4 protein-coding genes and 1 pseudogene are annotated in these 4,129 nt (G+C 69.8%); 2 read left to right on the forward strand and 3 right to left on the reverse strand.

Going from position 1 to position 4,129, the window contains the following annotated elements; all coding sequences use genetic code 11:
• The 3 genes from G3O00_RS40580 to G3O00_RS40590 all read right to left on the reverse strand — a co-directional run.
• The coding region (locus G3O00_RS40580; RefSeq protein ID WP_206146363.1) for a PhaM family polyhydroxyalkanoate granule multifunctional regulatory protein at positions 1-596 on the reverse strand (596 nt) is incomplete at its 3' end.
• Positions 597-684: 88 nt separating this feature from the next.
• Positions 685-1,512 carry an enoyl-CoA hydratase/isomerase family protein gene (locus G3O00_RS40585; protein WP_085042695.1) on the reverse strand — a complete coding sequence of 276 codons (828 nt, stop codon included), beginning with the start codon at positions 1,510-1,512 and terminating at the stop codon, positions 685-687.
• 137 nt (positions 1,513-1,649) lie between these two features.
• Positions 1,650-2,642 carry a fumarylacetoacetate hydrolase family protein gene (locus G3O00_RS40590; protein WP_174935881.1) on the reverse strand — a complete coding sequence of 331 codons (993 nt, stop codon included), beginning with the start codon at positions 2,640-2,642 and terminating at the stop codon, positions 1,650-1,652.
• A 181-nt stretch (positions 2,643-2,823) separates the two neighbouring features.
• Here G3O00_RS40590 and G3O00_RS40595 point away from each other — a divergent pair, with 181 nt between their 5' ends.
• Both G3O00_RS40595 and G3O00_RS40600 read left to right on the forward strand, forming a co-directional pair.
• Entirely contained in the window at positions 2,824-3,690 is an 867-nt protein-coding gene (locus tag G3O00_RS40595) for an IclR family transcriptional regulator (RefSeq protein WP_085042697.1), read from the forward strand.
• A 114-nt stretch (positions 3,691-3,804) separates the two neighbouring features.
• Positions 3,805-4,129: pseudogene (locus G3O00_RS40600) on the forward strand (DUF3108 domain-containing protein); the annotation flags it as partial.

Consider the following 4,129-nt stretch of genomic DNA (forward strand, 5'->3'; position numbering starts at 1 on the left):
CCCGCCGCGTCCGCCGGCGCAGCGCCGGGCGCGGCGGGCTGCATGCCCGGCTGCGTCATCGCGAGGCTCGCGAGCTGGTTGAACTGCGACTGCAGCAGGTTCCACCAGCCGGACGGGTCGAAGGCCTGCTGCGCGGCGTCGCCCGCCGCCACATCCGACGCGTCGGCATCCGGTGCCGGCGACGCGTCGCCCGACGCCTGTTTCGCCGCATGCGCGGCCGCGACGGCCGCTTCCTCGGCCGCCGACATCGAGCTCTGCGCGAACGCACCGAACGCACGCAGCGTCGCGAGCGTCGCGCGCTGCACCTCGAGCGCCTGGATCGCGGACTGCAGCATCCCGAGATTGAGCTTCAGCCACTGCTCGACGGCGCGCAGATCGGTGATCCGCTTGTCGAGCTCCTCGACGCTCGTGAGCGGCGCCATCATGTCGGACATGCTCGACAGCGACGGCGGCAGCCCTTGCGTGGCGCCCGGAAACGACGTCATCCCGCCGAACGGCGACATCCGCATCATGTCCCACATGCGGTCCATCATGTCGGCGGGCTTGAAGCCGGCAAAGCCGGCGAAAGGGTTGGAGCCGGAGGCATCGGTCGTCATACGGGCGTCCTGGTTGACTGGGTGAGAGCGAGGCGGCCGCCATGCATCGCGCGAGCCGCGCCTGGATCGATCATAGCGCCAGCGCGTGTCAGAACGGCGCGTCGCCGGGGAACTCGGGCGGGCGACGCTCGCGCAGCGAGCGGATGCCTTCCTGCACGTCGGGCCCGGCAAACCCCATGAATTCGAGCGCGAGCGACGTATCGAAGGTCGGCCCGGCCGTGCGCAGCCAGTTGTTCAATGCGTACTTGGTCCAGCGGATCGCCGACTGCGAACCGTGCGCGAGCCGCTCGGCCACTTCGTAGGCCTTCGGCAGCAGGTCGGCCGGCTCGACCGCGAGCGATACCAGCCCGATCCGCTCGGCCTCCTCGCCGCTCACCGGCTCGCACAGCATCAGGTAGTACTTCGCCTTCGCCATCCCGCACAGCAGCGGCCACACGATCGCCGCGTGGTCGCCTGCCGCGACGCCGAGCCGCGTGTGGCCGTCGATGATGCGCGCATCCTTCGCGGCGATCGAGATGTCGGCGAGCAGCCCGGCGACGAGCCCGGCACCAACGGCCGGGCCATGCATCGCCGAAACGATCGGCTTGCTGCAGTTGATCACGTTGTAGACGAGGTCGCGCGCCTCGCGCCACACGCGGGCGCGCACGTCGAAGTCGTTCGCCATGTCCTCGACGAGCGCGAGATCGCCGCCCGCCGAGAAGCCCTTGCCTTCGCCGCGGATCACCGCGACGCGCGTGTCGGGATCGCGGTCGACGTCGCGCCAGATGTCGGCCAGCTCGCGATGCATGCGCGCGTTCGCGGTCGCGAGGCCGCTGCGGTTCGCGCCCTCGCCGCTCATCACGATGTCGAGCACGCCATGGTCGCGGCGCGTCACCTTCAGTGCTTCGTAACCGCCGTACGCGGCGAGATTGGCCATGCGCTGCTCCTTGCTCGAGGCTCTCGCGCCCCTGAATCGAGTGTAGCCAAGCCCGCGCGGGCAAACATCAGGCGAAACCCGGCGCGCGGGCCGGGCCCGGGTTTCGCGAACGCGGAGCGCTGCGTGCTCCGCGTGACTTACGCCGCGCCGTCGGGCGGGGCGACCGACTGCTCGATCGCGCCGAAGATCGACTTGCCGGCCGTGTCGAACATCTCGATGCGCACGGTATCGCCGTAGCGCATGAATTCGGTCTGCGGCGCGCCGTGCTCGATCGTCTCGAGGCAGCGCTTCTCGGCGATGCAGCAGTAGCCGCGCTTCGCGTCCTTGTTCGACACCGTGCCCGAGCCGACGATCGAGCCGGCGCGCAGGTTGCGCGTCTTCGCCGCATGCGCGACCAGCTGGCCGAAGTGGAACACCATGTCGGTGCCCGCATCGGGCTGGCCGACCTTCTTGCCGTTCCAGTGGACGATCATCGGCCGGTGCACGCGGCCTTCGCGCCATTCGTCGCCGAGCTCGTCGGGCGTCACGGCGACCGGTGCAAATGCGGTGGCCGGCTTGCTCTGGAAGAAACCGAAACCCTTCGCGAGCTCGGCCGGAATCAGGTTGCGCAGCGACACGTCATTCACGAGCGTGACGAGCCGCACGGCCTTCAGCGCTTCGTCGGGCGTCGCGCTCATCCGCACGTCGCCGGTGATCACCGCGACTTCCGCCTCGAAATCGATACCCCATTCCTCGGACGGGCACACGACGTCGTCGCGGGCCCCGAGGAAATCGTCGCTGCCGCCCTGGTACATCAGCGGGTCGGTCCAGAATTCGGGCGGCATCTCCGCGCCGCGCGCGCGGCGCACGAGCTCGACGTGGTTCACGTACGCGGAGCCGTCGGCCCACTGGAACGCTCGCGGCAGCGGCGCCATGCAGTTGGCCGGATCGAACGTGAAGGCATTGCGCGCGCGGCCGTGGTTCAGCGCATCGTACAGGTCGCGCAGCTGCGGCGCGTAGAACGCCCAGTCGTCGAGGACGCGCTGCAGCGTCGGCGCGATCGCGTCGGCGATCGCCGCGGTGTGCAGGTCGCGCGACACGACGATCAGCTGGCCGTCGCGCGTGCCGTCCTTCAGCGAAGCAAGTTTCATAGGGGTGCTCTGGCGGTGTAGTGACGATGGAGGGAATCTATTTTACGATGGTGAATCCCTGCGGCGGGCCGCGATTGTGCGCGCCGTTTTTGCCCCGATTTTTCGATCCGGTTTTTCAGTCCGGTTTTTCAGTCCGGTTTTTCAGCCCGATTCCTGCCGCCTTTTCGCGCACCTGCCGCCCATGCCTGCCAGCCCGCTTCCCGACGACGATCTCGCCGACTCCGACACCGACGACGCCGCTTCCGGCGAGCACGGCGAGAAGGTCCGTTCCGGCATCCAGTCGATCGAGGTCGGCTTCCGCCTGCTCGACGTGCTGACGAGCGAGCCGCGCGCGATGATGCTGCGCGACCTCGCGCAGCGCGCGGGCATGAGTCCTGCGAAGGCGCACCGCTACCTGGTCAGCTTCTCGCGGCTCGGCGTGGTGTCGCAGGATCCCGTCTCGGGCCGCTACGAGCTCGGCGGCTTCGCTCTGCAGATGGGGCTTGCGCGGCTCGCGCGCGTCGACGGCGTGAAGCTCGCGCGGATCGCGCTGACCGAATTCCGCGACCGCCTCGACCAGACGGTCGGCATCGCGGTATGGGGCAACCAGGGGCCGACGATCGTCCACTGGATGGAATCGAGCCACCCGGCGAAGGCGTCGCTGAAGCTCGGCGACGTGATGCCGCTGCTCGGCTCCGCGACGGGGCTGCTGTTCGCCGCGTACCTGCCGCGCAGCAAGACCGCCGCGATGCTCGAGCGCGAGCTCGCCGATACGCGCCGCTCGCCGCATCACGGCGGCCCGCGCACGCTCGACGAGGTCGACGCGGTGCTCGCCGACGTGCGCCAGCACGAGGCCGCGCGCGTCGAGGGGATGCTGCTGCCGACGATCCACGCGTTCTGCATGCCCGTGTTCGATGCGGTCGGCGAACTCGCGCTCGCGATCGTCGCGCTCGGCCAGGAAGGCTCGTTCGACATTGCATGGGGCGGCGAGATCGACACCGCGCTGCGCGCATGCGCGCAGAAACTGTCTTACGAACTCGGCTATAGTCCCGACGCGCGCGACGCCTGACGCATCCGGTACCCGCTCCGTCACGCAGCGCGAACGCGCGGCGCATTCGACAGTCCGATTCCTGTGGCGCGCGCGGCGCGCCCGACGTCATGCGAACGCCCCGATCCTGTTCCGATGCCCATGCAGCCTGCCGACACCCGCCCGAGTCACGCTTTGCCCCGCCACTGGCTGCGCGTGGGCATTGCGCTCGTCGTCGTGCTGGTGCTGCACGCGCTCGCCGCGTTCTGGCTGATGCGCAACCGCGAAGCGTTCACGCCGCCCCCACCCGCCGAAATCCCCGTGCAGATCGAGCTGCTGAAACCGCAACCGATCGAGCGCCAGCCCGCGCCGCCTGCGCCGAAGCCGGTCGAGCAGCCGGCCGCGCCCGCCCCGGCGGCACCGAAGGCCGCCGCACCGAACCCCGCGCCTGGGCCGGGCCTCACGTCAGGTCGGAAGCGCA

Source organism: Burkholderia sp. Ac-20384, from assembly GCF_017104605.1.
GTDB lineage: Bacteria > Pseudomonadota > Gammaproteobacteria > Burkholderiales > Burkholderiaceae > Burkholderia > Burkholderia lata.

Coding starts and splice junctions, on each gene's coding strand:
- G3O00_RS40585 (WP_085042695.1), bottom strand. CDS start 1,512: ATGGCCAATCTCGCCGCGTACGGCGGTTACGAAGCACTGAAGGTGACG.
- G3O00_RS40590 (WP_174935881.1), bottom strand. CDS start 2,642: ATGAAACTTGCTTCGCTGAAGGACGGCACGCGCGACGGCCAGCTGATC.
- G3O00_RS40595 (WP_085042697.1), top strand. CDS start 2,824: ATGCCTGCCAGCCCGCTTCCCGACGACGATCTCGCCGACTCCGACACC.